Source organism: Catalinimonas locisalis, from assembly GCF_038039535.1.
Lineage (GTDB): Bacteria > Bacteroidota > Bacteroidia > Cytophagales > Cyclobacteriaceae > Catalinimonas.
On the sequence record NZ_JBBPHP010000019.1, the window covers coordinates 79,190 to 103,986 of the forward strand.

23 protein-coding genes are annotated in these 24,797 nt (G+C 42.1%); 12 read left to right on the forward strand and 11 right to left on the reverse strand.

The features are described 5' to 3' along the window. The first annotated feature begins 108 nt into the window (after window positions 1-108). The 3 genes from WJR50_RS20365 to WJR50_RS20375 all read left to right on the forward strand — a co-directional run bounded on the left by WJR50_RS20365 (window position 109) and on the right by WJR50_RS20375 (window position 2,084). The gene (locus tag WJR50_RS20365) at window positions 109-747 is read left to right on the forward strand and encodes a hypothetical protein (RefSeq protein ID WP_341295162.1); all 639 of its coding nucleotides are present in this window, start codon (window positions 109-111) and stop codon (window positions 745-747) included. 1 nt (window position 748) lies between these two features. Next, on the forward strand, window positions 749-934 hold the full coding sequence (locus WJR50_RS20370; RefSeq protein ID WP_341295163.1) for a CPXCG motif-containing cysteine-rich protein: 186 nt from the start codon (window positions 749-751) through the stop codon (window positions 932-934). A gap of 64 nt (window positions 935-998) precedes the next feature. Then, on the forward strand, window positions 999-2,084 hold the full coding sequence (locus WJR50_RS20375; protein ID WP_341295164.1) for a potassium channel family protein: 1,086 nt from the start codon (window positions 999-1,001) through the stop codon (window positions 2,082-2,084). Between the two features lie 13 nt (window positions 2,085-2,097). Here the strand turns inward: WJR50_RS20375 and WJR50_RS20380 are convergent, their stop codons facing one another. The 11 genes from WJR50_RS20380 to ruvC all read right to left on the reverse strand — a co-directional run bounded on the left by WJR50_RS20380 (window position 2,098) and on the right by ruvC (window position 14,671). Then, entirely contained in the window at window positions 2,098-3,561 is a 1,464-nt protein-coding gene (locus tag WJR50_RS20380) for a DUF1501 domain-containing protein (RefSeq protein WP_341295165.1), read from the reverse strand. A 1-nt stretch (window position 3,562) separates the two neighbouring features. After that, entirely contained in the window at window positions 3,563-6,373 is a 2,811-nt protein-coding gene (locus WJR50_RS20385) for a PSD1 and planctomycete cytochrome C domain-containing protein (protein WP_341295166.1), read from the reverse strand. Window positions 6,374-6,564: 191 nt separating this feature from the next. Further along, a complete protein-coding gene (locus WJR50_RS20390; RefSeq protein WP_341295167.1) occupies window positions 6,565-8,175 on the reverse strand; it encodes a TonB family protein in 1,611 nt (536 codons plus the stop codon). A 19-nt stretch (window positions 8,176-8,194) separates the two neighbouring features. Beyond that, on the reverse strand, window positions 8,195-9,175 hold the full coding sequence (locus tag WJR50_RS20395; RefSeq protein ID WP_341295168.1) for a hypothetical protein: 981 nt from the start codon (window positions 9,173-9,175) through the stop codon (window positions 8,195-8,197). Window positions 9,176-9,263: 88 nt separating this feature from the next. Beyond that, window positions 9,264-9,677 carry a BlaI/MecI/CopY family transcriptional regulator gene (locus tag WJR50_RS20400; RefSeq protein ID WP_341295169.1) on the reverse strand — a complete coding sequence of 138 codons (414 nt, stop codon included), beginning with the start codon at window positions 9,675-9,677 and terminating at the stop codon, window positions 9,264-9,266. A 19-nt stretch (window positions 9,678-9,696) separates the two neighbouring features. After that, window positions 9,697-10,368 carry an energy transducer TonB gene (locus WJR50_RS20405; RefSeq protein ID WP_341295170.1) on the reverse strand — a complete coding sequence of 224 codons (672 nt, stop codon included), beginning with the start codon at window positions 10,366-10,368 and terminating at the stop codon, window positions 9,697-9,699. Between the two features lie 173 nt (window positions 10,369-10,541). Further along, window positions 10,542-11,300, reverse strand: coding sequence for an acyl-CoA desaturase (locus WJR50_RS20410; RefSeq protein ID WP_341295171.1), 759 nt, complete (start codon window positions 11,298-11,300; stop codon window positions 10,542-10,544). A gap of 100 nt (window positions 11,301-11,400) precedes the next feature. Beyond that, window positions 11,401-12,075, reverse strand: coding sequence for a DUF4159 domain-containing protein (locus tag WJR50_RS20415; RefSeq protein WP_341295172.1), 675 nt, complete (start codon window positions 12,073-12,075; stop codon window positions 11,401-11,403). Between the two features lie 174 nt (window positions 12,076-12,249). Further along, on the reverse strand, window positions 12,250-12,918 hold the full coding sequence (locus WJR50_RS20420; protein ID WP_341295173.1) for an HAD family hydrolase: 669 nt from the start codon (window positions 12,916-12,918) through the stop codon (window positions 12,250-12,252). Between the two features lie 66 nt (window positions 12,919-12,984). After that, complete coding sequence (locus WJR50_RS20425; RefSeq protein WP_341295174.1) at window positions 12,985-14,079, reverse strand: DUF3616 domain-containing protein; 1,095 nt, start codon at window positions 14,077-14,079, stop codon at window positions 12,985-12,987. Between the two features lie 4 nt (window positions 14,080-14,083). After that, window positions 14,084-14,671 carry a crossover junction endodeoxyribonuclease RuvC gene (ruvC, locus tag WJR50_RS20430; RefSeq protein ID WP_341295175.1) on the reverse strand — a complete coding sequence of 196 codons (588 nt, stop codon included), beginning with the start codon at window positions 14,669-14,671 and terminating at the stop codon, window positions 14,084-14,086. A gap of 299 nt (window positions 14,672-14,970) precedes the next feature. Between ruvC and WJR50_RS20435 the strand changes: the two genes are divergently transcribed. From WJR50_RS20435 to WJR50_RS20475, 9 genes are all read left to right on the forward strand, one after another. Then, window positions 14,971-16,062 carry a glycosyltransferase gene (locus WJR50_RS20435; RefSeq protein WP_341295176.1) on the forward strand — a complete coding sequence of 364 codons (1,092 nt, stop codon included), beginning with the start codon at window positions 14,971-14,973 and terminating at the stop codon, window positions 16,060-16,062. Window positions 16,063-16,083: 21 nt separating this feature from the next. Beyond that, the gene (locus WJR50_RS20440) at window positions 16,084-16,341 is read left to right on the forward strand and encodes a hypothetical protein (RefSeq protein WP_341295177.1); all 258 of its coding nucleotides are present in this window, start codon (window positions 16,084-16,086) and stop codon (window positions 16,339-16,341) included. An 11-nt stretch (window positions 16,342-16,352) separates the two neighbouring features. Then, on the forward strand, window positions 16,353-17,639 hold the full coding sequence (locus WJR50_RS20445; RefSeq protein WP_341295178.1) for a M16 family metallopeptidase: 1,287 nt from the start codon (window positions 16,353-16,355) through the stop codon (window positions 17,637-17,639). 368 nt (window positions 17,640-18,007) lie between these two features. After that, on the forward strand, window positions 18,008-18,832 hold the full coding sequence (locus WJR50_RS20450) for a CheR family methyltransferase (RefSeq protein WP_341295198.1): 825 nt from the start codon (window positions 18,008-18,010) through the stop codon (window positions 18,830-18,832). A gap of 25 nt (window positions 18,833-18,857) precedes the next feature. Continuing rightward, window positions 18,858-19,451 (forward strand): chemotaxis protein CheB, encoded by a 594-nt coding sequence (locus WJR50_RS20455; RefSeq protein ID WP_341295179.1) that lies wholly within the window; start codon window positions 18,858-18,860, stop codon window positions 19,449-19,451. A 4-nt stretch (window positions 19,452-19,455) separates the two neighbouring features. After that, window positions 19,456-20,286: a GAF domain-containing protein gene (locus tag WJR50_RS20460; protein ID WP_341295180.1), complete on the forward strand. Its 831-nt coding sequence runs from the start codon at window positions 19,456-19,458 to the stop codon at window positions 20,284-20,286. Window positions 20,287-20,376: 90 nt separating this feature from the next. Continuing rightward, window positions 20,377-23,790, forward strand: coding sequence for a PAS domain S-box protein (locus WJR50_RS20465; RefSeq protein ID WP_341295181.1), 3,414 nt, complete (start codon window positions 20,377-20,379; stop codon window positions 23,788-23,790). Between the two features lie 33 nt (window positions 23,791-23,823). Then, window positions 23,824-24,366, forward strand: coding sequence for a SiaB family protein kinase (locus WJR50_RS20470; protein ID WP_341295182.1), 543 nt, complete (start codon window positions 23,824-23,826; stop codon window positions 24,364-24,366). A 47-nt stretch (window positions 24,367-24,413) separates the two neighbouring features. Continuing rightward, on the forward strand, window positions 24,414-24,776 hold the full coding sequence (locus tag WJR50_RS20475; protein WP_341295183.1) for a DUF1987 domain-containing protein: 363 nt from the start codon (window positions 24,414-24,416) through the stop codon (window positions 24,774-24,776). Window positions 24,777-24,797 lie beyond the last annotated feature (21 nt).

Here is a 24,797-nt window from a genome sequence, read left to right on the forward strand (position 1 = left end):
ATTTTTTTTCTTTAACTATAACACTAATAACATGATGTTATTATTTTGGTCAAAATACTAATCTGGGTTAGTCAAATATTGAACGCTCAGTATAATTGAAATGATTTTATGGATGAATTAATACAAATTGCCCTCTTTGTGCTCTTTGCGCTCTTTTCACTGGGCTCTAATCTTTTGAACAAGCGAAAGAAGCAACAGGCTGAAACACGCAAAGCAGAGGAAGAAACCGAAGCAGAAACCAGAAGACCCCACCGGAGGGCGGAAGTAAGTTCTCCTGATGAGCCTGAACAAAGAAGGCAACCTTCTACTTTTGAAGAAATTTTACGTGAGCTCACCGGTGAGAGTCCCCGATTGGACAATCCCCGACAGGAAGGTCCCCGACCTGGAAGAAAGCCTGAGCCACAGATAGAAAGTGAAGCAGAAGATGATGACTATGAACATCCTTTCTCAACAGGTAGAGCTAAAGAAGAAGTAGAAAAAGGAAGAAGGAAGGTGGAGCAAAAAGCTGAGTCATTTGAGAAATACAAAGAACAAGGCAAGAAATATCAGGGACAGGTAGCGCAGAAGATCAGCGATAAAATCAACATAGAAGATCAGGCAAAGGCTAAGAAACTGGTAGTGAAGAAAACCGGACATAAAGGGAAAAGTAAACGTTTAGCCAGCAGTATAGCCGCTTCACTGAAAGATGCGAACAATGCCCGCAAAGCCATCATCCTGAGTGAGATCATTAACAGGAAACATTTTTAAAATGCTTGAACATTTTTTTTATTGTCCTTATTGCATGGCTCAAATTTCTATGTTGCTGGATGCTTCCGTAGTTAAGCAATCCTATGTGGAAGACTGCGAAGTGTGTTGTAACCCCATCCGTATCAGCTTTATGATAGATGCAGCAGAAGGAACATTAAGCAGCTTTGAAGCCCAGCAAATGGATTAAGAAGATATCAATTATAGATTAAGCATAAATTCATCAATACACATTATTCACTAACTACTCTTCCTTGGGCTCTAAAAGACAAAAAAACTTACTCTTCATGCTGGCAGCCATCGCTGCGTACTTTATCATCACCTATCTTTTGTTCATTGCAGAAAGTGGGAAAGAGGGAAGTAATATCAAAAACTTGCCCGATGCTTTCTGGTTTACGATCATTACCCTTACCACAGTGGGCTACGGGGATTATTATCCGGTATCAGGTACCGGGCGCATTGTAAGTTTGGTTTATGTGTTAGGAAGTGTAACTATCCTCGGTTATCTTATCGGCCAGCTTACGAATCAATATTCAGCATACTTAGAGAAAAAACGTTTAGGACTCTTGGGAACAAATTTTGAGCATCACATCATCGTCATCGGTTGGGACAAATTCGGCAAACAAGTCGTAGATGAAGTCGTAGGTTCCGGCAAGCAGGTTGCCATCATCGTTAACAACAAAAGTGAAGTAGACCTGATCCACGAAGCTTATTCTAATAAAGAGGTGTTTGTGCTTTATACCGATTACAGTAATCTGGAAGCATTTAGCAAGGCAAATATTCAGGAGGCGGCTACAGTTTTTATTAATTTTGCTGACGATACCGAAGTGCTGATTTATCTGCTCAACCTCAAAAAGAAATTTCCTGACCTTAACTATGTAGTCTCCCTGAATAATCCCAGCCTAAAGGAAACCTTTGCTTCAGCAGGCGTGCGTTATGTTGTGTCCAAGACTGAGATCGCTTCTCGCCTGGTGGCCAGCTATACTTTTGAGCCGGATGTGGCGCTGATGGCAGAATCCATCATGACCACTGCCCTGGAAGGTGAAGAATATGACCTGCTGGAGTTTCGTGTGAATGAGCAAAATCCCTATGCAGGTAAAGATTATGTGGATTCATTTATTGATCTTAAGGTGGAGCATGATTGTGTGCTGGTAGGCCTCAATAAGAAAAATAATGGTAAGCGCATCCTTCTGAAAAACCCATCCAAAGGGACAAAGATTGAAGTAGGAGACTACCTGGTGATGATCTGCAGCGGCGCTGCCAAGAATAAGATCAAAAAACTGTTCAATACCACTGAGGGGCGAGTACTGGAAAGAGGGAATACCGATGAAGTAAAGTGAGTAGTCAGCTTAGCTAAATCAGCAATTCCTTAATTACATTTCCACCGGTTTGAGAAAGCTGCTTATATCTGCCTCCATGAAAATAGGTAAGCTTATTATCATCTAGCCCCAGTAGCCGGAGCAGGGTTACATGCACATCCTGAAGAGGATGAACCACTTCTACTGCGCTGCTCCCCAACTCATCAGTTGCCCCAATGGTATGTCCGGCTTTGACGCCTCCTCCGGCCATCCACATGGCCATGGCATTGGGATTATGGTCTCTGCCGTAGGCCACTTCTCCTCCTCTTACCCCGTTGTCAGGGCTTCGCCCGAACTCTCCGCACCAGACGATCAGGGTTTCTTCCAGCATGCCACGCCTTTTCAGGTCTTTGATCAGGGCAGCAATAGGTTTGTCTATACTCTGTATCAGCTTTCCGTGAGCCCTCGCCAGATAATCGTGGGAATCCCAACCTCCCGAGTAAATTTGTACAAAGCGAACGCCCTGCTCTACCAGTCTGCGGGCCAGCAGGCATTTGCGGCCAAAAGCATCCGTGCTTTCTTCACCTACACCATACATCTCTTTTGTTTTCTCATCTTCCTTTTCAATATCAATGATGTCCGGAATTTCCATCTGCATGCGGAAGGCAAGCTCATAGTTTTCCATCCTTGCTTTCAACTCTTCATGAGAGGGGTGCTTTTCCTGATGGGTCTGATTGAGTTCAGCGAGCAGGTCCAGGCTTTCGCGCTGATGGTAGCGGCTTACCCCCTCAGGAGGTTTGATGTCCAGAATGGGTGAACCAACGGAGCGTAAGGGTGTACCCTGATAATAAGCAGGCAGAAAACCATTGGACCAGTTGCCCGAGCCTCCCTGAGGATAGGCTACTTCAGGCAGTACGATGAAGGCGGGTAAGTTTTCATTCACCGTACCAAGTCCATAAGTAACCCATGCGCCTAATCCGGGATCACCGCCAAACTTATTGCCCGTATTGATGTGGTACATGGCGGTAGGATGATTCACAGATTCAGCTTGCGCTCCTCGGTAAAAGCAAAGGTCATCAGCAACCTCTGCCAGATGTATAAAGTGCTCACTCATGTCTGCTCCTGACTGCCCTACTTTGCGGGTTTTGAAAGGGCTCTCTACATAATAGCGTTTGCCAGAAGACATCGCAGACAGGTTTTCTCCTGCCTGCTGAAATTCTTTGAGATGGTACTTGCTGAGTTCAGGTTTGGGGTCAAATGTATCAATATGGCTAGGGCCGCCTTCCATCATTAGGAAGATGCAGGCTTTGGCTTTGGCAGGTAGCATCGGTGCTTTAGGGGCTAATGGTCCACCAGAGGTAGTCTTGGCAAAAGCCTGATCTACAGATAGGATGCTACTGAAAGCCAGTGCGCCAATACTTGAGCCAAGGCCATAGAGAAAATCCCTGCGGTTTAGATTTTCGGCAGCCTGTTGATTTACTAGTCGTTGAAGGTCACTCGCTCTAGCTTTCTTTTTCATATCAGTAGATGTAAACGAATTCATTGGTATTGAATAAAACAAGGCAGAAATCTGACAAGGCGCGGGTTTCTGCCGGTACCTCCCATGCTTGGGCATCAGCTTGGTAGTTCTCGTAAATATCCAGATGTTCGGTATAAGAAAACTCTTCACCGGTCATCTCTTCAAACATAGTCCGCTCAACTTTTACCGGGTAAGTTTGATGTACGGCTTCGTTTTTTTCATGATAAGCTATCATTTCCTGCACATACTCCACAGAGGATTGTATCTCCTGCTGGCTGGCTTCACGGTTCCAGGCCAGGGATATGCCTCGTTTAATTTTCTCTTCAAGCGAATGAGCTTCTTCTTCCAAACGCAAAGCCATGGCCAGGGCACGGCTATAACTGTTCTGACTGTTGAATAAGGTGAATACCTGAGGGGTAACGGTAGAAGCAATACGTCCTTCGCAGGAGATGTCGGCGTTGGGTTGATTAAAGACTTCCAGCATCGGATTTGGCAGACCCCTAAGCTGATAAGTATAGATGCTTCTTCGGTTCCTCTCTTCAGGGGTAGGAGAGGGCTGGTAGGCAGGAGCAATAGAGCCCATAATATGACGGGGCTGTAAAGCGACCTCACGATTAATTTCCGGTTTGACCGGGAGTCCGCCCATAGTGGTATTCAATTCACCGGAAATCTGCAGCATGGCATCTCTTAATTCCTCAGCCCTTAGCCGACGAGGACTAAAGTGAGAAAGCAATAGATTATCGGGATCAAGCGTATTTACTGTTTCAAAATCGGGATGGGTGCTGGCACGACGGTAGGTCTCAGAACTGAGGATGAGGCGATGTAGCGCTTTGATGGACCAGTCGTGTTCTATAAAATAGTTTGTAAGCCAATCTAAAAGCTCAGGATGCGTAGGCTTCTTGCCCATCACTCCGAAATTGTTGGCATTACCGGCGATGCCTTTACCAAAATGATATTGCCAGATACGATTTACAATAGACCGGGTAGTGAGCGGGTTTTCAGGGCTGGACAGCCATCTTGCCAGCACAAGCCTCCTCCCATCTTTGACCATCGGAATAGAATCGGGCAGAGGAGACTCAGTTTCTTCGGTAAATGAACGGATAGCACTTAATACTCCCGGAGTCACTTCTTCTTGTTGAGCATATACTGAGCCGCCGCCTAAGATAAAAGTTGGCTGAATATCATTACCAATGCTATCGGGCATCTGCATATCCCTGCCACTGTGGATATTTTCTATTACAGGACCATTGTATACTGAGTAGGCCAGAGGTTCATAGCGGCCTAGCTGATGGTTAAGGACTTGTAAGCGTTTGCTGAGTACTTTCTGGTAGCCCAGTTCCTGATTACTTAAACCATAAAAGCGGGGAGGTCGCTGATCTTCTGGCAGCTTACGCCTTTCCTTTGGTGATAGGTACTGCATTCCTCTGGCCTGCATCCAAAGTCTGGCAGCGGCTTCTTCCTTATCAGCAATAACTTTCTGTTCTTTTTTGGTTTCCCGGATCAGTTTCTCCAGTCTTTTCTTTCCCTTCTCAAAACCTTCCTGGTTTTCAGAAGGAAGGTACGAGGCATAGCGCTCAGCGAACTGAACAGGAGCCAGGCTGGCCTGTATGCGATAATAATCCCGGGTGGGAATAGGGTCAAATTTATGGTCGTGGCAACTGGCGCATCTTAAAGGGATAGATAAAAAGGTTTCGCCTATGCTGTTGGTAGCATCGTCCAGAAATAATTGACGAGTTTCGGCAGCCACACTCATGGCAGTATGTTCCCAGGGCCCCATGCGTAGGTAACCTACTGCCACTAGCATCTCCGGATCATCGGCATCCAGTTCATCACCGGCAATCTGCTCCATGATAAACTGATCGTAAGGCTTATCTTCATTAAATGAACGAATGACATAATCACGGTAGCGCCAGGCATTAGGCCTTTCAAAATCATTGGAATAACCATCGGTATCAGCATAGCGCACTACATCCAGCCAATGGCGTGCCCATTGCTCACCATAGCGTGGTGATGCCAGTAGGCGATCTACCACTTTTTCATAGGCATCGGGAGAAGGGTCTTTGAGAAAATCTTCAACTTCTTCGGGGGTAGGAGGTAAGCCAGTAAGGTCAAAACTCAGCCTGCGAATCAAGGTGAGTTTATCGGCAGGAGGAGCGGCTTTCAGCTCTTTTTCAGCAAGCTTTTGATGAATGAAAGCATCAATCGGATTGGTATTTTCAGATAGATAATCTTCTGGTATTTCAACCTCTCCAACAGGCTGAAAAGCCCAGAGATCTTCTGGCTTGTAACGGCGGTTTTGCCAGCTAAAGGATAGCGCCTTGCTGGTGTTGACTTTGATACCGTCTGAATAATTCCACTCGGTATTCTCCATCAGATAAGTTCGTCTTTCTTCCTCCGGCCAGGGAGCCCCTGCTTCAATCCAGGAGCGGAGTAGCGCAATCTGATTTTCATTCAGGCGATCGTTCTCCTTGGGGGGCATTTCCAATTCGCTATTCATCCAGGTAACGGCCTCATACATCAGGCTGCCTTCGGCATCACCGGGATTTAGGGCAGCCCGCCCGGACTCTCCTCCTTCCAGGGCAGAGGCTAGCGTGCGGATGTCAAAATCTCCTTCCAGTTCATGGCTTTCATCACCGTGGCAGGCAAAACATTTTTCCTGTAAAATGGGATATACCTCATGGGCAAAAAGAAGCTCCGCCTGTTCTTTGCTCAGGGTGTTTTGCGGGAAAAAACTATAGATCAGGAAAGACAGGATCAGTCCTGATAGCAGAGCAACGATAGGCTTAGGTTGGAGTATTTTTTTATATGACATAGCCTGGATTTTTATGATCCTGGTATGCTTACTAATATATTGAAAAACAATACTTTATCAAATAGGTCTAAACCAAGGCGTATGCTTAATCAGAAGCTTTTATTAGACAACTATTGGGAAGCTGTACTTGAGCTTAAAACACAAAAAAGCCAGACTCTCCGGAGCCTGGCTTAAAAATAAGTGTTTGAGTATCAAGGTGTATAACCTACTGCTACGATTTCTTCCAGGTTATTGCTAGCGCTTTCCAGCTTACCCAGTTCTTGTGAGTCCTCTTTAGTCTTATTAGCGCTATTATTATCTCCGTGGTCTAGTTTGAAAGTGATTGGCAATACCATCCGCACTTTTACGGGCTTGCCATCGGTAGTTCCGGGATTCCAGGCGGGAGCAGATTGAAGTGCTTCAATGGCTGCATTATCACAACCTGCGCCTATGCCTTTTAGGGTTTGAAACTCTGAAAGCTCCCCATATTCATTGACGACAAACTGCACAAATACTTTCCCCTCTATACCCATGCGACGCGCCTGAGCAGGATACTGTAGGCTTTGACCAATATGCTGGTAGAACTCTTTCATACCTCCTTCCGGCTCAGGCTGGTTTTCTACTACAGTATACACCCCATCAGGATCTGGAAGACCCATTAGCTTTTCTTGGAGTTGGGACTGGCGTTCCAGAAGTTGTTCAATTTTTGAATAATCTCCGGATGAAGCTACTTTTTCATAAACTTTAAGTTGTAAGCTTTCATAGCTGGGAGATGGGCCTTCAGATACCATGTTATCGGACTCTTCGTTTACTGCATTTCTTAAATTAGCAGGGCTTTCAAAATACTTTTCAGCATAAAATTGTAATTGGCCACCTACATCCCTTATCTGTGCCTGTACATCTTCATAAGTAGCGGCAATGGCTTCTTTCTCCATCTCTTCTTCTGTCTGGCAGGAGAAGGTAAAGAATACAGCCAGAAACAAAGGTATAGCCAGCAGTAATTTGTAGCGCGGCGTTTGTTGATTAGTCAAATGCATCATTTTGATTCTTTTTAAAGTTCTTGATTTATAAAAATGGTTCACTAGTGACAATTGTAGCCCGTCAAACAGTTTGCGGGTGAGCAGCTTCGCGTAGCTTTGTGGATTTTGCTGCTTCAGTGCGCTTGCGTCAGCAGCAAACTCATGGACATCCGTTAAGGCTTTATCATAGAGGTACACCAGCGGATGAAACCAGAAGAGTATCTTGAGGACTGCCATATAAAACACATCATAACTATGCTTCTGCCGGATATGTGCTTCTTCGTGAGCAATGATCTGCGCGGCTTCTTTCTGGGTTAATTTCTGCGTATTATCCCAGAACAGGTAACTGAAGCAGGAAGAGGTGGGGAGTCTACCCTCTGTATAAACCAGCCGGTAACCTTTACGCAATGTGAACTTATTATTGCGCACGGTCACGATGAGTTGACTAATTTGCCTGATAAAAAGGGCAAGTGTCAGTAAAACTCCCAATCCATACAATAGCAGCAGTACATTCTGCCAGTTGAGTAATTTGCTCAGAAGACTGGCTTCTGCATTAGCCTCGGTAAGAAGGGCGGGGTTGAGTAAGATGAAATTCTGGTAATTGCCCGCTACATTGCCTACACTCTCTGTCACCAGTATTGGTATCTCCAGTACAGGCAAGATGAACGACAATAGAGAAGTAGCCAGGAGGTAAAAACGATTGTACTGATGGCTGGGCTGGTCGTGCAGCACCATCACATAAAAGAGATAAAATACTCCCAGGCAGATACTGCTTTCAAGCAAATAGGTCAGCAGATGATTCATATTGGTATGATTTAGTATTTCAAAAAATTTTAGTGGCCGGATACAAATCCGACATGCTCAGTGTTAAATTTCCTTCTTCATTAAATGCAAAGTGAAAATCCATACTCACCCTGGTATTCACTTTTTTGTCATTTTTTACTCCTGATTTCCAGCGAACTTTTGGATCATTAAGTGCTTTGACGATCAGGCCATCCAGTTTGTAAGCCTCATCCCGATCGCTTTCCCGGGTGCTGAAGCCTTCTATGATCTGTGGTGAGTCAGCTTTTCCGCCAATGGTAAATTCTGCCTTCACTATACCCTCCATATTGTAGAAGTTGAAATAGACCAGTTTATCCTCCAGAAACTTCCTGATGACTTTATGAAAATAGTCAATGCCTCTTTTAGGAGTTGGAGGAGTATCTATTTCGCTTAGGCCATAGGTCTTGCTGTCATGAACAAACTCATCTTCGTGCATTCTGAAATAATCAATAGTATCCTTGAAAATGCCCACCCTCAACTCTCTGAAATCAGCTTCTTCCTCAGGAAAGACATAATGAACCAGGTTTTTATTAGAAAACACCTCCTTTTTCATAGACCTATCCTTTACCCAGTCCCAATACTGGGGGTGGCGAACCATGGTAAACCCTCTTCCAGCATTTTCCATGAGCCTTTCATCTACCAGAGCCAAAGCCTCCTGATCCTCTACTTTTTGAGAAATCCATATGGTATTCATGGAATAGTCATCTATGTAATAGTGGCGGTTTACATCATCCACTTCAAAAAAATAGTAAAAGCTGTAGCGGTGCATGGTATCTTCTTTCACCAACTCTTCCATCCGTTGTTTTAGATTATCAGGGAGCAGATCATAATCTGGAAAGCCTGTACTGGGAAACTCTTTAGTAGCTACAGCCGCATGCTTTACGCGGGGCTTTCCTTCCTCGTTCATCAAGGGAAGGAGCAGGAAAGCCAGCAACAACATGATGGGAATGATAATGATCGGTTTTTCCTGAATCCAGCGCATAGACATTTATTATACTTTAGACGATGTAGTATTTTGATGTAAGAGCCGATTAAGCGTTCTAAGTTTGGTGCAAAAAAAGCACAGGTGCTTATTTTTCTTCCGAACCCTGATCGTTGTCTTCCTTGATATCCTGCTCCACATACTTCATCATCTCCTCAAATTCGTGGATATCCATATCGTTTTCGCGGGCGAAGAAAGAGACCAGCTTATGGAATGAGCCACCAAAATAGCTACCCACGAAGTTTTTAAGGAAGTAGCTGCTGTACTCCTTTTTACTGATCAGCGGGTAGTATTCGTGGGTTTTGCCATAAGCTTTATAAGCCACAAAACCTTTCTTTTCCAGTATCCGCACAATGGTGGAGACTGTGTTGTAAGCAGGCTTGGGTTTAGGCATCTCTTCCAGTATATCTTTGACAAATCCTTTTTTGAGTTGCCAGAGAATCTGCATCACCTGCTCTTCGGCCTTCGTCAGTTCTTTTACAGACTGCTTAGGTTTATCCATGGGTTTTTCTGTGGTTTTTTTATTGGAGATTAAATACAATGGGCATGCTCATGCGTACTCTTACCGGTCTGCCACGTTGTTTCCCAGGGTTCCATTTGGGAGCATTGGAAAGTACACGTAAAGCTTCCTGATCGCACTCTGGGCTTATGCCTTTGAGTACTTTGAGGTCAGTGAGTGAGCCATCAGTGTTGACGATAAACTGTACATATACTTTTCCTTCTGTTCCGTTGCGAATGGCTTTTTTAGGATAATTCAGATTCTTGCTCAAATATTGGTAGAAGGATTGCATACCTCCTGCTGGTGCCGGGTCTTCTTCTACAAATAAGAAATAATCCGGTTCCGTATTTTCTTTAGGAACATCTTCGGGTATGTACTCGGCTATAGCAGTATTTTCATCAATGTCTATGTCAAGGGTAAAATCCAGGTCAACGTCCGGCTCCTCATCATTAGGTATTTCCTTGATTTCAGGTAATACTGTCGGTGGTTTGGGAGGTTCTTGTATGGTTACCGGAATAGGTTTCATCTCGTCAAAATCTGTTTTTTTAGCTTTGAGATCTACAATTGGTCCTTTGTCATAGGATTTCCATTCAAAAGCCAGAGTAATGATGGCTATGCTAATGACCAGACCGATGCTGAAGTGCAATCCTCGTTTGCTTTCAAGGTTAAAGGGACGGTTTTTCTTATTTTCCATAGTTAAGCAGTATTTGATGATATATTCTAATGTAAAACTAATTTTTTAGTTTATCAACTAATTTATTAGTTGTTTTGAAAAAACTTTCTCTTTTGACTTAGACTCAAATACTGTAAGGGCATAAAAAAACCGCCTTCTGCTAAGCAAAAGGCGGCAATTTGGAGTAAAGAAAGTTAGGCTTTCTTCAGCTTTTTAATTTTAATAATCTGTAATTTTTCAAGCATCTTGATCACCGGATAACTAGGGTCAATCTCAAACCACTTAGCGGCAAAGTCCAGACGCTTAGGCAGGCGGTGGTGGTTGTTTTGAAATAACTCACCCAGCATCAGGAAGTCAAATACTAATGTATTTTTTGACTTGTCGCGGTTATCGTAGTTACTGTAGCCGTACATATGTCCACACCAGTTGACAATGGCACCGTGTATCGGTCCCATAAGGTAATGGATGGGCAGCAATCCGTACATCAGCCAGTGGGTACCAGGCAGTTGAGCGATAGAGATTGCCCAAATATAGAATAAGCTGTAGGCTACTCCCCAGGCTACACGTACTACCCAGTTTTCTGCTACTTTCTCAAAAGCATCCCATTCAGGAAGATCTTTTGCAAAACGGGGCTCCGGCTCTACTTCATGGTTCACATAGCCATTGTAAATGTTTTTGGTCTTCCACATCATATCAAATAGGTTTTCACTATGATGGGGAGAGTGAGGGTCATGCTCAGTATCACTGTAGGCATGGTGCATACGATGAAGTATGGCATAAGCTCTGGGGCTCAGGTAAGATGATCCCTGCCACATCCAGGTGAATACGAAGAAAAAGCGCTCCCAGAAGCGATTCATTGTAAAGAGCTTATGCGCTGCATAACGATGCAGAAAAAAGGTCTGGCAGAACAAAGAGAAATACCAGTGGGCAATAAAGAATGCAATAATAATCACTGAATTGAGAATTTAATATGGATAATACTTAGTGAATAAATGTTTTATATAGTGCTAATGTTTTTAATAGCACATCTAATATAAATAAAAGTTTAAATAATTAACCCTCCTGCGTGAAAGCAAATGCAATAATATTGGCTCCCATTCTGAGTGCTTGCTGCCTCACTTCTTCAGGGTCGTTGTGTATGCGCTGGTCTTCCCAGCCATTACCCAGGTCACTTTCGTAGGTGTAAAAGCATACAAGTCGTCCTTCATAAATCAGACCAAAGCCTTGTGAAGCTTTAGCGTCATGTTCATGAATTTTTGGAAGTCCTTTAGGGAAGTTAAACTTTTGGTTATAAATGTCATGGTCTTCGGGCAGCTCTACAAATTCCAGTTCGGGAAACACCTTTTTCATCTCAATCCTCACAAATTCATCCAACCCATAATTATCATCAATGTGCAGAAAGCCTCCAGAGATAAGATATTTGCGCAAGTTTTCAGCTTCTTCATCGGAGAAGACCACATTTCCGTGGCCGGTCATGTAGATGTAAGGGTATAGAAACAGTTCGGGACTCCCTACTTCTACCACTTCTTCTTCCAGGGCAAGTTGTGTGTTGATAGACTCATTACAAAACTTGATGAGGTTGGGCAGAGCCGTTTTATTGGCGTACCAATCGCCGCCGCCATTGTATTTCAGCTTGGCAATTTTAATCCCACCATTCTGTGCATGAAGGCTGGAAATACTCAACAAACTGATGAATACTAAAAGAAGAATACGTGCTTTAAAATTCATGTACATGAAATTAAGTAAAAAACCAGCTCTTCTAAAAGCTGGTTACTGCTCCTTTAATAATAAATATTCAGGCTAGTTGGTTCAAAACATAGCAGATAATTCTGTGACGAAGTAGTAAACAAAGCTTTATCTGTATAATTTAAAACACTTTGTAGCCCTTTAAAGCTGTACAGGCTACAACTTCAACTCCGCAAATAGCTTCTCTACAGTCAGTCCCATAAAATCATCCACTACATAGTCGGCTTCACTAGCTTCAAGTTCTTCTCGGCTATGGGTAGTCGCTACAGCAATAACTTTCATGCCAGCATTTTTACCTGCCTGTATGCCCAACATAGCATCTTCAAAAACAATGCAACGTTCGGGCTTCATATCCAGTTCTTTGGCAGCTTTCAGGTATACTTCAGGGTCAGGTTTGCCTTTGCTTACCATCGTATCATCTATGATGGTAGAGAAAAACGAACGCAGGCCGGTATTTTCCATTGTAAAATCTACATTGGGTGGCGGAGCAGAAGTGGCGACTGCACGAGGTACATTTCTGACTTTGAGCTCTTCCAGAAATTCCGGAAGCCCATCGGTAGTCCTGATGTGAGGGCGGTACATATCCCGGTATACTTTTTCCTTTTCTTCACCAAGTTCTCGCAACTTCTTTTTTGAGAGGTCTTTACCCATGATTTTGGTAAGGATTTCTTCCATGGTGCGGCCATTGACCTTTTGCTTGTACTCTTCTTCGGTCATGGATATATCATGCTCTTCAAAAAATTGCAGCCATGACTTAAGGTGAAACTGGTGGTTGTCGACAATGACACCATCCATATCAAATATAATGGCAAGATTACTATTCATAAATTTCTTTTAGTTTTACTCTTTCTTTGTGGTTATTGATAATCGATAGCCTGAAAACAGGCAAGCTTAAGACTTATACTCAAATACGTCAGCATAAGCATCACTGTTGCCTACCATACGTTCGTCAGCAGGGGCATCATACACTACCATAATATTGTGGTCTTCGGTAAGTGCGACTCCTTCGGCTTTATCCTTGCCATATGGGGTTTCATGTCCCATGGCAATGTTGAATAACCTTTCTATACCTTTTCGGTGGGTAATACTTTCTTTAGCATCCTTAGGGCCATTTTTCATACGGTAGAGGGCTATGGTGCCATCGCAATCCATAGTGGGCCCTGCCAATATCAGCAGGTCATCATCAGCATAGGCCAGTTCACGGATACCCATGCCTCTCAGGTGAACAAAATGTTTACGGTATCTATTTCCGTGTTTGCCGATTTTTTTCAGTTTTAGCTTTTTACCTTTCTTTTTTTCTTTGACGGCAATTTCCAGGATAATCGCATAGCCTCTGAGCACGGGGCCACGAAGCCCTAACATAATACGATCTTTGTGGACCGCGATCCCTTCAATGTCCATTCCATTATCTTTGCCGGGCAGATGCATAAAAGGGCCAATATGTTTGTCGTTCCGCAAGGCCTTACTCAGTTTACTATGTTTTTTCCCAGCTTTTACTTTGGCAGCAGTGAGCGTTTTTTCATCATCCTCAGGATGAGGACATTCTTTAAATAATTCGTACTCTCCTGTTTTTTTGTTCAAGACTACCGGAATACGGGCAATCGTATAGCGGTTAGCATCATTTTTTATCTTCTTTAAAGCCTTTACCTGTTTGGAGATAGATTCATCCTTGTCAGGCTTATCCCGCTTCAGACTGTGCGAGCCTACCAGCCAGAGATAGTGATCAGCATAAGCAATACCCTCGATGTCAATTTCATCATCACCGCCCGGTAAATGGATAAAGTCACTCATAAGGTAGCGGGTGTGATTTCCGTAGCCTTTATCATTGATGGTGAGCCTTTCCAGCCCTAGGCCTTCGTCAAAGGCCAGCCAAAGGTTACCTCCGGTACGAGCTACCGTAGAAAGCTCACTTCTGATTTCACAATCGGCAAAATTACTTTCTTCATCAAACTGAAGAAGGATTTTCTCATGCTTAGGTGTATTCATATTATTATCCTTTAACACGGTCGGGGTTATCTGCTACAAAAGCTTTCCAGCTTTTTGCCTGGCGGGCAGGAGTAGCTTTTTGAAAATGGTGACACAGGGCAACAGCCAGCGCATCGGTAGCATCCAGAAGTTGTTGTTCGGCAGAAGGTTGTTCAGGGAATTTAAGCAGACTTTGCAGCATATGCGCTACCTGTTCTTTGGAAGCATTTCCATTACCGGTAACTGATTGTTTAACTTTCTTGGGAGCGTACTCTACGATAGGAATCTGCCGACTGAGAGCCGCGGCCATGGCCACGCCCTGGGCCCGTCCTAACTTGAGCATAGATTGCACATTTTTACCATAAAAAGGAGCCTCTAAGGCTACTTCGTCAGGAGCGTATTCATTGATAAGTCCAAGCACACGCTCAAATATTTTTTTTAGTTTTAGTTCGTGCTGCTTGTATTTAGTAAGCCGTATCACACCATATTGTAGGAGTTTGAGCTGCTTATGCTTCTTATGATCAACGCTGATACTCAATACGCCATAACCCATTACCTGAGTACCAGGGTCAATTCCTAAAATAATTTTTTCCTGCAAATCTGTCTGTTGCATCTTACCATTTAACTGTTTACGCAGAACCAGGGCAAGATACAATCCATATGTTTACAAACCAATGTTGGATATTGCATAAGCTTTTGGATGAGGCACCCATGAGTCTTTTACTGAGCTTGAATAAACTGTATTTTTCAGGCAAAAAATTTTACTGAAGTATTATGACAGAAAGAAAAAAGAGTATTGAAATGGGTTAAGTTTTCTGTCTGCCATACCTTTGGAATTATAAGTAACCGCTCATGATATTAGTCTCCTTGTGCATCTTATCTTTTCTCTATATTTGTCTTACAGTCTGTTTGTTGTACTACTGGCAAAAAACACCTGTTTTTACCACACAAGCTGAGTTTGAGAGCCAGCAAAGGGTGAGCATCATCATACCCATTCGTAACGAAGCACAAAATATCCTTGCTTTACTAAAAGATATTGATCAGCAATGCTGGACTAATAAAGCTCCTTTCACACCAGAGCAGCTAGAAGTCATTGTGGTAGATGATCAGTCGGAGGATAAGTCTGTGGAATTGGTGAGTACATTTCATAGTCAGCATTTTGATTTGGGCCTGCTTCACTTAGCACTGCCTAAAGATTTTAAAGGTTCGCACAAGAAGCTCGCCATTTGTCAGGCTGTGGCAAAAGCTAAAGGAGAAATCATCGTAACGACGGATGGAGACTGCCGGGTGGGTAAATATTGGATAGCCACAATAGTACAGTTTTTTCAGATGCATAATGCAATGATGGTATCAGCACCGGTAACATTTACGGATACTAAGTCATTTTTTGAGAAATTACAGATGGTAGAGTTTGCCAGTTTAATCGGTGCCGGAGCAGCCAGTCTGGAAGCCGGGCAGCCCAACATGTGTAATGGTGCTAACCTGGCTTTTATTAAAAACGCTTTTGTAAAAGTGGGAGGTTATAGCGATAGCATGCATATTCCTTCGGGAGATGATGAGTTTCTGATGCAGAAAATTCACAGAAAATTTCCCGGACAAATCTATTTCTTGAAAAGTAAAGATGCAGTAGTGCACACAGCGGCTCAGAAAAGTTTGAAAAGCTTTTACTACCAGCGCAAGCGCTGGGCAGGAAAATGGAAACTTCATAAACGAATTTCTACAGCTTTGTTGGCCTTATTTGTTTTTTCTTTTCATGCTTTACTGCTTACAGGGGTAGTTTTGAGTCTGATGGACGCTTTTCCCTGGCAAATCATATTGCTTATACTTTTGCTAAAAGGTATAACAGAATTTATATTCCTACATGCTGTGCTTAGTGATATTAATAAACGATTGCCGGTATCTAATTTCCTTGCGCTACAGTTAATTTATTCTCTGTATGCTGTTTTCTTTGGGATAGTCGCTAACTTTGGCGGTTATCAATGGAAAGAAAGACAGTATTCCTAGTTCCTGCAAAAGTGAGCTTTTATGACTGATATTGAGTTTGATGTATTGGATGAGCTTTATTTCGTAATTGGCTTTAGGCAGTTACAAGAAGAGTTGGAAATAGAAGAAGAAGTGCTAAAAGATGCCCTGGGTTCTTTACTTGATAAGGGATGGGCTAAGTGTTTTCTTAGCGTTTCTGAAGAAGCTCTTCAGGATGAAATAGATTTTGATAACAAATATAAAGAATATTATTACCTGGCCAGCAAAACAGGCTTGCTGGCACACAATGGAAGAATGTAAAGAAAGACTGTATGACATTAGACAGAAGAGTGGCTCCTCCTGCCAGGCCTATCCGGCATATCGACTTTTTGGAAGCAGAAACAACCCAACTTTCCAACGGTATTCCGGTACACATGATCAAGTCGGGTAAGCAGCCGGTAGTAGGTTTAGAATTAGTATTCAGGCATGGAGGCATCAGGCATGAGCAAAAGAATGGAGTAGCTTTTTTTACCAATAAAATGTTAGCTGAAGGAACAAAACAAAAAGATTCAGTCGCTATTTCCAATGAAATTGATAAGTATGGAGCGTTTTTGCAGCTTTCTCCCGGCCTGGATTATTCCTCAGTTGATATTTACATGTTGGTCAGGCATATTAGGCCCTTGCTGGCTATACTGAGGGAACTGATTACGGAATCTATATTTCCTGAGGATGAACTTCAAAAGCTGAAGACCATACAGTTACAGCATTTGCAAGTGCACAACAAAAAATCAAATGCGCTTGCCTCTAAAAAATTCAAGGCAGCTCTCTTCGGTGCTCACCATCCATACGGCAGGTCTCTGGAAGAAGAGGAGATACCTGCCTTAGCGTCTGACGAATTACAGACATTTTTTCAGCATCAGTTGAAGAACCACTTGGAAATCATTGTTTCTGGCGATGTAAATACGGAAGTACTCCAGGCAATAGAGCAGTATTTTGGTGATTTGCCATTGGTAGAAAGCTCGCCGTCAGAAGATAATCTGCCCGATGCTGTAATGACACAAGAGAAAAGAATCATTGTAGAGCGACCTGAAAATTTACAGTCCTCCATACGGATGGGTGGCCCTATGCTTACCAAGGATCATCCTGACTACCATAAGATGAAGATTTTGAACACGATATTTGGAGGTTATTTCGGTTCAAGATTAATGCGCAACATTCGCGAAGATAAAGGTTTTACATACGGGATTAATTCCGGCCTCATTACTTTACGTGATGCAGGTTATTTTGTAATAGGCACTGAGGTGAAGAAAGAGTTTACTGCTCAGGTGCTTGAGGAAATTTATAGAGAAATGGCCCGTTTACGAGATGAGCCCTTAGGAGATATGGAACTAAATACCGTAAAAAACTACATGGCTGGAAGATTAATGGCATCTGTTGACACGCCTTTTGCTTTGGCTGAAAAATTTAAAAATATCCATCTTTACGGACTTACTTATAATTTCTATAAAAGTTACCTGAATACGATCAATACTATTGATGCATCGGCGCTACAGGAAACAGCCCGCCAATATCTGACTGAAGAAAACATGGTAGAAGTCATTGTTGGAGCTTATCAGTAATATTTATATAGCCTTATTCAAAGAGCCATCCTGATTAAATTCAGTGTACGGCTTTATTTTTTGATCTTGCATTTTTCTCTCAAGACGTTCATTTCTTGGCTTCTTTCTATTCTTGTAAAGAAATCTCGTCGTACTTGTATTTCTACAGTAATCAAGGACTTGATGTTCCTAACATTACATAGTCTTTTGGCCTCCTTCCAACCCGCCTGTTAAAGCTTCTATGATTTTAGCTTATTTTGCGATGCTATGTAAAAGTAGCCTTAGCCGAAAAATCGGCAATCGTTTTAATAATTCAGTTCAAGAATATGCTCGATAGTCAGAGAATTATACCTAGTATAGGAGGAGATAACAGAACCTTTAACAGTAAGATGCAGGAAATAGAGATTGCCGATATTAGAAGAATCACAGATATAGTAAAAAGTCTTCATGGCTATGATTTCACCGATTATGCAATGTCATCTTTCAAGAGGCGAATACAACGTATTCTTGAATTGCATAAATTCTCCTCTACTGAACAGCTAATAAAAAAGATAGAAAATGATGCTGTTTTCTTTGAGGCTTTTCTGGCTGAGATCACCGTAAATGTAACGGAAATGTTTCGTGACCCTTCCTTCTGGAGAGAAATTCGCGATCATATCATTCCCAATATTCTGCTCAATCATGATACTTTCAGTATCTGGCATGCAGGGTGCTCTTCGGGTGAAGAGGTTATTTCTATGACGATCTTACTGAAAGAGATGGGGATACTGAATAAAGTAAATATCATCGCAACTGATATTGATAAGCCTATCCTCAATAGAGCTATGAAAGCGGAGTACTCTCTAAAAAATATGGAGCTGAATGAAAAGAACTACATACGCTATCAGGGTACTGAATCAGTGAGAAACTATTATGAAGAAAAGAATGGGTTGGCAGTATTTGACAAATCTCTTTTAGAAAGAGTCTCTTTTCGGAATTTTGACCTGGTAAGAGGGGCCCCTTTCAACAAATTTGACCTTATACTCTGCCGAAATGTGATGATCTACTTCAACCAAAACCTGCAAAATGAAGTACTGAAAAAGCTACATGAAAGCTTATTTAAATATGGGTATCTGGCAATAGGCTCAAAAGAATCATTAATCTGGTGTGAAATTGCGAACCGCTTTATCGTCGCCAATAACGAAGAAAAAATCTACAAAAAGATAAAGGAATAAGAACAGGATAAGGGTAGCAAGTAACATGAGCCAGTATAATCTAAGCAATATATATAAGGCAGTGGTCATTGGAGGGTCTGCCGGGAGCTTTCAGGGAGTAACGAAGATTTTATCTAGCCTTCCTGAGGATTTTGAGCTGCCTATTATCATGTGCTTACACCGGCTCAAGCATGTTCGCAATGGTTTTGTAGAAGCGCTTTCAATCAAAAGTATCAAAGAAGTTACAGAACCTACCGACAAAGAAAGTATTAAAAAAGGCGGAGTGTATCTGGCCCCATCCAATTATCACCTTTCGGTAGAGTTGGGTAACAGATTCTCACTCTCTACAGAAGAAATGATCAATAATTCTCGTCCGGCCATAGATGTTACGCTGGAAACCGCTGCCTATGTTTTCAAAAACAAGCTGATAGGAATACTGCTTTCCGGTGCCAACCGGGATGGTGCGGTAGGGATGATGAAAATCAAACAGAGGGGTGGAATGACTATCGTACAGGATCCGGATGAATGTATGATTGATACCATGCCTAAAGCTGCTTTACAACTGACAGAAATTGATCATGTACTTAAAGTAGACCAAATATTGAATTTTCTAATGGAGTTAAACAAACAATATAAATAGAGTTATGCAAGCTATTACGAAGAGATTAGGCTTTACCTTTACCATCTTATTCTTTATAGGGGTAGCTTTCTCGGCCTATACTTTATACCAATTTCCTGATCAGATGATGCATGCTGTTCCGGCAGTAGATTTAAATGTTATAGGGCAATTACAGCCTACCTTATTTCGGCTGTACCTTATAGCAGGTATAACCGCTTTGTTGGGGCTAAGTGCTGTGACTATGCTTATCTCGGATAGCCGTACTTATGACAGTAAAGCAACTTCCAAAGGAAAAGGTATTGAAAGTAAAAATCAGGAAGATAAGAGCGAGAACACAGCCTCTGCCGAAAGAGAAATCTTTATTGATCAGGAGGCTATAGAAACGTTGCTCTCATCTGATGATGATATGACATCCACATTCAACAAAGCTTTATCTATCGTATGTAAGGAGTTAGAAGCCAGCCAGGCGGCAGCTTATATAAGCCAGGAGGACAAAGATTCTCATTACATAGAGCTGTTTGCTTCCTATGCCTATCATTTACCAGAGGGTGAAAAAAAGGTTTTCAGATATGGTGAAGGGCTGGCCGGACAGGTAGCCAAAGAAGGCAAACTGGTAAATATTAATGCGGTGCCGGAAGGGTACATACAAATACTTTCTGGCCTGGGTAGTGCTTCGCCTCGTCATTTGATTATAATTCCTCTTAAGGAGGCTGAAGAAGTAATCGGAGTGGTTGAAATAGCATCCTTTCATACATTTACACCACAGCAGGAGTCAGCATTGCAGCAGACTTTTGACAAACTGGCACTAAAACTTGTAAATGATGACAATGTAAGTTTAGAAAAAGCTAAGCGCTAAAAAAAAGTCATATATCTCGCATTTTGCAGTAGCTTATTTACTGTGCAAAAAGCTGAACTCAATTTTAATATCTAAGCCATAGTGTAAAATATGTTTAAGAAAATAAATATAAGTAGTAAGATAACGGCCTTAGTGCTTACAGTGGTGCTGGTCACTGTAGTCGCTATCAGCTTTACTGCTTACAAGCTGGTAAATGGAAATCTGCAGGATCAGTATCTTAGAAGGCTGGAGGTTATCACTCGGCTGAAAAAGGGGCAGCTTGAGACTTTCTTTGAGCAGCAAAAGGCAGGTGCAACACAGCTAGTGGATGCTTTCTCAAGTGCGCAGGTAATGGAATCTATAGCTAGCCCAGAAAGTCAAGATAGTGCAGCAGTATATCAACTTGTAGCTACTGAAACGCAAAAACTACTTAGAAGTAACAAGGATATACATCATGTTTATTTACTTGATACACAGGGTAAAATTCTATATACCACTGATGATGATCCGGCACAGCAGGCAGATGAGTACTTTGTTTCACCTGATGGAGAATCTCTGAATCAGTCATTATCTTCTACCTACTTTAGCAATATTTATCAAAAAGAAGAAGAGTACTTTCTGGTAATGGGAATGCCTTTGTCTGGCCAGAATGGTATTCTGATGACAGAGATAAAAGCTGCACCTGTTTTTTCTCTGGTCAATGATACTACTGGTTTGGGAGAAAGTGGTGAAATTATCCTAAGCAAAAAATATAAAGACAAAGCGATTTGTCTGAATCCAAGTCGTCATATAGGTAATGCAGCTCTGTCTAAAGGAGTAACATTGGGAGATGCAAAGCAAAAAGCCATGCAACGTGCTGTAGAGAAAACCAGCGGTGCTTCTATTGATGAAGATTTTAGAGAAAAAGTCGTTTTGGCATCTTGGGATTATCTCCCTTCAGTTGAATGGGGAATCATCAGTAAAATTGATGTGGAGGAGATTCAGGGTAATTTACAGGCAATGATTGTTAAGTTCTTGATTGCCGGTGCTATTGTCGTACTCATTGCTTTATTGATAAGCATAGTATTCTCTCGTTTCCTGATAGATCCCCTATTATCTCTCAAAGAAGTGTTTAAGCAGATGAATCAGGGTAAACTGCCCGAACGCGTAATTAAGCATAGTGATGATGAAATTGGACAGATGGCTGAGGTAACTGATCAGTTTGCAAAGTCGCTCAGAAGAACCGCCGAGTTTGCCCATGAGATTGGCGAGGGAGCTTTTGATTCAGACTTCACACCTTTGAGTGAGGAGGATACGCTGGGAAATGCGCTTATTAATATGCGTGATAGCATTCAGGAGTCTGAAAAAAGAGATAGAGAGCGTAACTGGATTGTAACAGGTGTGGCTGAAATTGGAGACATCCTGCGTTCGCACAATAATCTTGAAGAACTGGGAGATGAAGTGGTCGCTTATGTAACTCAGAAAATCAATGCTATTCAGGGTGCTTTTTATGTAGTCAATGATGAAGATAAGGATAACACTTTCATAGAGATGAAGGCTAGTTATGCTTATAACAAAAAGAAACACTTAAAAGGCCAGTTCAAATTTGCTGAAGGCCTTGTGGGGCAATCTGCCATAGAACAAGATACCATTCTGCGTACCGAGATTCCTTATGATTATGTCTCAGTAACTTCCGGTTTGTTAGGAGATCAACGGCCCGAAGCATTGCTCATCGTGCCTCTTATCACCAATGAGCAGGTATACGGAGTGCTGGAATTTGCAGGCTTTGAGAAATTCAGTGCTCGCGATGTAAAGTTTGTTGAGGAAATTAGCTTGATTATTGCCCGTACAGTCTTCAATATCAAAGTTAATGAGAAGACGCGTAACTTACTCAGTGAATCTCAGAAAATGAGTAATGAACTACAGGAGCAGCAGGAAGTATTGCGTCAGAATGCTGAAGAGATGCAGGCAACCCAGGAAGAGTTGCAGCGTACCAACCAGCAGTTGGAAGAGCAGATAGATGAAGTAGAGCGTACTCAGAAGCGTATGGCTTCACTGCTGGAGAATGCTTCTGAAGTCATTACAATTTACGAAGAAAGCGGAAATATCCGTTATATCAGTCCTTCTGTAGAAAGGATCTTTGGCTACAGTCAGCAGGATATGATTGGGCAGAGTGATGCTCAATATATCAAAGGCGACGGTGCAGAGGTATTTAGCCAGATGTTCCAGACTTTGCTGAACAACCCCAAAGAATCTGTTACTGTACAATATGTGTATCAGACCAAAGATAATAATGAGGTATGGGTAGAAACCACGGGAAATAATCTACTGGATGACCCTGCTGTAAATGGTATTGTACTGAACTCACGGGATATTACCGAGAGAAAAAGAGCTGAGCAGGAAGAGCGTATGCGAAGCAAGATGCAGGCGCTTTCCGAAAACTCACCTGACCTTATCACCAGGTTTGACCAGGAAGGCACATTCTTTTACATTAACCCTACCATTGAGACTTATACCGGAAAGAAACCAGACCATTTCTTGCATAAGCATATTAATGACTCAGGGCTTAACGCTTCGGTAGTAGAACAGTGGCTAGATATTCTTGACAATGTGAAGGAAACTCAGAGTAAGGTAGCCAAAGAAATCGGCTTCCCTGCTGAGGATGGTGAACATATCATGCATGTCAATGCCATTCCGGAATTTGACGAAGGGGATAGCCTGGAGTCAGTACTGGTAGTATCACATGACATTACAGAAAGAAAACTAATTGAGCTTGAGATTCAGAATAAGAATAAGAAGATCAATGATAGTATCAATTACGCACAGCGTATACAGGGCGCTATTCTGCCTGATAATAGAATTATTAGAAAAGTGTTTCCTGAGTCATTTATCTTCTACAAAGCCAAAGATGTAGTTAGTGGAGACTTCCCGTGGTTCTTACAAAGAGGTGAAGATATCTTTATTGCAGCAGTAGACTGCACAGGGCATGGAGTACCGGGTGCACTTATCTCTTTGATAGGATACTTCTTGCTGAATGATATCGTAAGAAGTAGAAAAATTACTGAACCTGGCGAAATACTGGATCAACTGGATGAAGGGGTGACCCAAACGCTTCGTCAGGATAGTGATGGCTCCAAATCAAAGGATGGAATGGATATTTCACTCTGCCGTATCAATAAAAATCAGGTACAGTATGCAGGAGCTCACCGTCCTTTGTATCATATGCAGAAGGGAGAAATGAATGAGATCAAGGGTGATAAATTCCCTATCGGTGGTGGCATCTTCAAGAACCAGACAAACTTCACTACACATACACTCAAAATGAGTAAAGGCGATTCAATCTATTTCTGTTCCGATGGTTTTCCTGATCAGTTTGGAGGTCCGGATAACAGAAAGTTTGGCCCTAAACGTACTCGTGCATTGATTGAGGAAAATCATACTCATCCTATGGATGAAGTACATGATATCTTTGCGAAAACCTGGGAAGAATGGCAGGGTGAAGAGAAACAGACAGATGATGTATTAATGATCGGAATAAAATTTTAATAAATTAATTAAGGTAACCAAAATCACAGAGTCATGAAATATGTGTATGACTTACACAAATCAATGCGCGAGCAAAATCTGATTTTAGTGTACGAAGGAGAATTTACTCAAGAAATTACTAAGTCAGTGCTTGCTATGGCAGAGCGAAATATGGATTCTATGGGGGAAGAATCTTCCATCAAAAGAAAGGTATTCAATGTCATGGTAGAGTGTCTTCAAAATATCGTGAAGCACGGTGAAGGGTACAAGTTAGACGAAAGTGTCAGTTATGATGCAGTTTTCATGATCGGCAAAAAGAACGATGAGTACATTATCGCTTCCGGAAACCCGCTTTATAATACCGACGTGGAGAAGCTTAAATGCAAGCTGGATCAGGTAAACGAACTTGATAAAGATGGTCTTAAGCAACTCTATAAGGATATTATTAAAAGCACTACAATTTCAGAGAAAGGCGGAGCCGGACTTGGCTTTGTAGACATGGCAAGAAAATCAGGTAGAAAGCTTGAGTATGACTTTATTCCTATGGATAATGAACGCTCTTTCTTTGCACTGAGGACCACCATCGGAAGAGAGTAATTTTTTCTAATGTATTATAAGTTTTAACCCAAATAAAGCGAACTATAATGGAAATTTTAAATTTAGAAGGAACTGAGGATACTCCTAAAATTATACTGGATAAAGCAAATGGTATTTTTGAAATCTCAGGAAGATCACTGCCTGAAGATTCAGCAGAATTTTATCAGCCAGTATTGGATTGGTTGGAAGCCTATGCAGGAGAGCCTAATCCCAGCAGTGAGTTTGTGTTTAAGCTTGAATATTTCAATACTGCTTCTTCAAAACTCATTTTGGATGTATTGTCAAAACTTGAAGATATCAGTGGTGCTAAGATTCACTGGTACTTTCATGAGGATGATGAAGACATGGAAGAAGCTGGACAGGAATTTTCCGAGTTGGTAGAGGTAAATTTTGAATTCAGTACTTACTGATACCTCTCTTCTTCTAGCTGC

Bases quoted from the DNA above. Each gene is read 5' to 3' on its own strand.
- WJR50_RS20420 (WP_341295173.1), bottom strand. From the start codon at position 12,918: ATGAATAGTAATCTTGCCATTATATTTGATATGGATGGTGTCATTGTC.
- WJR50_RS20460 (WP_341295180.1), top strand. From the start codon at position 19,456: ATGCAAGCTATTACGAAGAGATTAGGCTTTACCTTTACCATCTTATTC.
- WJR50_RS20470 (WP_341295182.1), top strand. From the start codon at position 23,824: ATGAAATATGTGTATGACTTACACAAATCAATGCGCGAGCAAAATCTG.
- WJR50_RS20465 (WP_341295181.1), top strand. From the start codon at position 20,377: ATGTTTAAGAAAATAAATATAAGTAGTAAGATAACGGCCTTAGTGCTT.
- WJR50_RS20370 (WP_341295163.1), top strand. From the start codon at position 749: ATGCTTGAACATTTTTTTTATTGTCCTTATTGCATGGCTCAAATTTCT.
- WJR50_RS20405 (WP_341295170.1), bottom strand. From the start codon at position 10,368: ATGGAAAATAAGAAAAACCGTCCCTTTAACCTTGAAAGCAAACGAGGA.
- WJR50_RS20400 (WP_341295169.1), bottom strand. From the start codon at position 9,677: ATGGATAAACCTAAGCAGTCTGTAAAAGAACTGACGAAGGCCGAAGAG.
- WJR50_RS20380 (WP_341295165.1), bottom strand. From the start codon at position 3,561: ATGAAAAAGAAAGCTAGAGCGAGTGACCTTCAACGACTAGTAAATCAA.
- WJR50_RS20440 (WP_341295177.1), top strand. From the start codon at position 16,084: ATGACTGATATTGAGTTTGATGTATTGGATGAGCTTTATTTCGTAATT.
- WJR50_RS20385 (WP_341295166.1), bottom strand. From the start codon at position 6,373: ATGTCATATAAAAAAATACTCCAACCTAAGCCTATCGTTGCTCTGCTA.
- WJR50_RS20390 (WP_341295167.1), bottom strand. From the start codon at position 8,175: ATGAATCATCTGCTGACCTATTTGCTTGAAAGCAGTATCTGCCTGGGA.
- WJR50_RS20475 (WP_341295183.1), top strand. From the start codon at position 24,414: ATGGAAATTTTAAATTTAGAAGGAACTGAGGATACTCCTAAAATTATA.
- WJR50_RS20395 (WP_341295168.1), bottom strand. From the start codon at position 9,175: ATGCGCTGGATTCAGGAAAAACCGATCATTATCATTCCCATCATGTTG.
- WJR50_RS20415 (WP_341295172.1), bottom strand. From the start codon at position 12,075: ATGAATTTTAAAGCACGTATTCTTCTTTTAGTATTCATCAGTTTGTTG.
- WJR50_RS20450 (WP_341295198.1), top strand. From the start codon at position 18,008: ATGCAGGAAATAGAGATTGCCGATATTAGAAGAATCACAGATATAGTA.
- ruvC (WP_341295175.1), bottom strand. From the start codon at position 14,671: ATGCAACAGACAGATTTGCAGGAAAAAATTATTTTAGGAATTGACCCT.
- WJR50_RS20365 (WP_341295162.1), top strand. From the start codon at position 109: ATGGATGAATTAATACAAATTGCCCTCTTTGTGCTCTTTGCGCTCTTT.
- WJR50_RS20445 (WP_341295178.1), top strand. From the start codon at position 16,353: ATGACATTAGACAGAAGAGTGGCTCCTCCTGCCAGGCCTATCCGGCAT.
- WJR50_RS20425 (WP_341295174.1), bottom strand. From the start codon at position 14,079: ATGAATACACCTAAGCATGAGAAAATCCTTCTTCAGTTTGATGAAGAA.
- WJR50_RS20455 (WP_341295179.1), top strand. From the start codon at position 18,858: ATGAGCCAGTATAATCTAAGCAATATATATAAGGCAGTGGTCATTGGA.